This is a genomic window from Streptomyces sp. NPDC059816 (assembly GCF_042732055.1).
GTDB lineage: Bacteria > Actinomycetota > Actinomycetes > Streptomycetales > Streptomycetaceae > Streptomyces.
This window is the reverse complement of the sequence record NZ_JBHWIQ010000068.1, coordinates 1-3183: the sequence shown is the minus strand read 5'-3', so window position 1 is coordinate 3183 and position 3183 is coordinate 1. Positions and strand designations below refer to the sequence as shown.

Genomic DNA, 3183 nt, shown 5'->3' with positions numbered 1-3183 from the left:
CTGGCACCGGTTCGTTTCGACACGGCGGTGTTGCGGGCCCAGGCCAGGGCCGGAAGCATCCCCGCGGTACTCCGCGGCCTGGCACCCGGCGCTCGACTGGTCAAGACTGGTGGCTCGCTCGCCCAGCGATTGGCGAGCGTGCCGGAGGCGGACCGTGAGCAGGTAACGCTCGAACTGGTGCTGGCCCAGGTCGCAGGCGTGCTCGGGCATGCCTCGTCCACCTCGATCGACCCGGGTCGTGCATTCAACGAGCTCGGCTTCGACTCCCTGAGCGCGGTCGAACTGCGCAACCGGCTGACTCAGTCCACTGGTGTGCGCCTACCCGCCACTCTCGTCTTCGACCACCCTTCGCCGGCTTCGGTCGCCCGGCTGCTGATCTCGCAGATCGTGGTCGATGCCGCAATCGTTCGTTCGCGTACAACACGGTCGCGCCGGGTGGAAACGGATGAGCCACTGGCCATCGTGGGAATGAGCTGCAAGTTCCCCAACGGCGTTTCATCGCCGGATGAGTTGTGGGAGCTAGTGGCGTCCGGAGGGGACGCCATGGGTCCGTTCCCTGCCGATCGCGGATGGGACCTGGAGCGGCTCTACGACCCCGACCCCGACCAGGCGGGTACGGTCTACACACGCTCTGGTGGATTCGTACAGGGCATCGGGGACTTCGATGCCGAGTTCTTCGGGATCAGTCCGCGTGAGGCGACGGCGATGGACCCACAGCAGCGTCTGTTGCTGGAGTCGTCGTGGGAGGCGTTCGAGAACGCGGGCATCGATCCGACGACGCTTCGGGGCAGTAACACGGGTGTCTTCTGCGGCACCGTCGCATCGGGCTATCACGCGACCATGGTTCCCGAGCTGGAGGGATACCACCTCACGGGTACGACGATGAGCGTCGTCTCAGGCCGTGTCGCGTACACGATGGGCTTCGAGGGACCGGCAGTGTCCGTGGACACCGCCTGCTCCTCCTCCGCGGTGGCCCTGCACCTGGCGTCCCAGGCCCTACGGGCTGGCGAGTGCGAGATGGCACTCGTCGGTGGCATCTCACTGATGGCGACTCCTGACCTGTTCATCGGCTTCAGCCGCCAGCGCGGACTGTCTCCTGACGGTCGGTGCAAGGCGTATGCGGCGTCGGCGGACGGTACTGGGTTCTCGGATGGTGTGGGTGTGCTGGTGGTGGAGAGGTTGTCGGATGCTCGGCGCCTTGGGCACAGGGTTTTGGCTGTGGTTCGTGGCAGTGCGGTGAATCAGGACGGTGCGAGCAATGGTTTGACGGCGCCGAATGGTCCGTCGCAGGAGCGGGTGATTCGGCAGGCGTTGGCGAGTGCGGGGCTTTCTCCGTCTGATGTGGACGCGGTTGAGGGCCACGGTACGGGGACGAAGTTGGGTGACCCGATCGAGGCGCAGGCGTTGTTGGCGACGTACGGTCGCGAGCGTTCTGGTGATCCGTTGTGGTTGGGGTCGATCAAGTCGAACATTGGTCATACGTCTGCTGCGGCTGGTGTGGCGGGTGTGATCAAGATGGTGATGGCCATGCGGCACGGGGTGTTGCCGTCGACGTTGCATGTGGATGAGCCGTCGCCGCACGTGGATTGGGCGTCGGGTGACGTTCGGCTGTTGACGGAGGCGCGTGCGTGGCCGGTGGGGGATCGTCCCCGTCGTGCGGGTGTGTCGTCGTTCGGCGTGAGCGGAACCAACGCCCACATCATCGTTGAAGAAGCGCCGGTTGAGGATGCGGCTGCGTCGGAGGGCACGTCGTCGGGCGGTGCGGGCTTGTCGGCGGTTCCGGTGGTGGTGTCGGGTCGTTCGGGTGCTGCGTTGCGTGCGCAGGTGGAGCGGTTGCGTTCGTTCGTGAGTGAGCGGCCTGATGTGTCGGTTGTGGATGCTGCGTTTTCGTTGGTGGATTCGCGTGCGTTGTTGGAGCGGCGTGCGGTGGTGGTGGCTGGTGGTCGTGATGAGTTGCTGGCGCGTCTGGCCGACATGTCCATGGGTGATGGTGTAAGCGCCGTAGCCGGGAGGTCGGCGTTCTTGTTTACGGGGCAGGGTTCTCAGCGTGTGGGTATGGGGCTTGGTTTGGTGGGGGAGTTCCCTGTCTTCGATCAGGCATTGCGTGAGGTGTGTGCGGAACTTGATCCGCGGTTGGGTCGCTCCGTTCGGGAGCTCCTGGCCTCTGATGGTGGGGTGTTGGATTCGACGGAGTTCACGCAGGTGGTGTTGTTCGCGGTTGAGGTGGCGCTGTATCGCCTGGTGGAGTCGTTTGGGGTGCGTGCGGACTTCTTGATTGGCCATTCGGTCGGGGAGATTGCTGCTGCGTATGTGGCGGGGGTGCTCTCGTTGGCTGACGCGTCAGAGCTGGTGGTGGCGCGCGGCCGTTTGATGGGTGGGTTGCCTGCGGGCGGGGTGATGGTCGCGGTCCAGGCGAGCGAGCCCGAAGTGGCGGAGTCGTTGGCGGGGTTCGAGGGCCGTCTCGAAGTGGCGGCGGTGAACGGTCCGACTTCGGTGGTCGTGTCCGGTGACGAGGATGCGGCGGAGGAGTGGCTCAAGCAGTGGGAGGGCAGGAAGACGACCCGGCTTCGGGTGTCTCATGCGTTCCATTCCCCGCGGATGGAACCGATGCTGGAGGAGTTCCGAGCGGTTGCGGAGCGCCTGGAGTACGCGGCGCCGCAGACCCCGGTGGTCTCGAACGTCACGGGCAAGGTAGTTGAGGTTTTCGATGCCGAGTACTGGGTTCGCCACGTGCGCGGGGCTGTGCGTTTCGCTGACGGGGTGCGCACCCTGTGGGACCTGGACGTGCGCCGCTTCCTGGAGCTGGGTCCGGATGCGGTTCTGACCGCGATGGCTCGCCAGTGCCTGGACACCGAGACCGAGCACATCGATGCCGTGTTCCTTCCGGCTCTGCGGAGGAAGCAGGGTGAGGCGGAGGCGTTCGCCGGGTTCCTCGGCCACGCCTACGCAGCTGGCATCGCAGTGGACTGGGACACCTTCTATGCCGACACCGGTGCTCAACGCATCGACCTCCCCACCTACGCCTTCCAGCGTGAGAATTATTGGTTGATGCCGTCGGTGGGTGCGGGTGATGTGTCGGCGGCTGGTTTGGATCGGGTGGAGCATCCGGTGTTGGCGGCGGCGGTGCAGGTGGGTGATCGTGATGAGTGGGTGTTTACGGGGCGGTTTTCTGCTGAGTCGCAG

The 3183-nt window shown here is 65.4% G+C and carries 1 protein-coding gene; it reads left to right on the top strand.

What is annotated here, in order from left to right; translation table 11 throughout:
* A partial coding sequence (locus ACFV88_RS35965; protein ID WP_385496435.1) for a beta-ketoacyl synthase N-terminal-like domain-containing protein occupies positions 1-3183 on the top strand: 3183 nt, incomplete at both ends.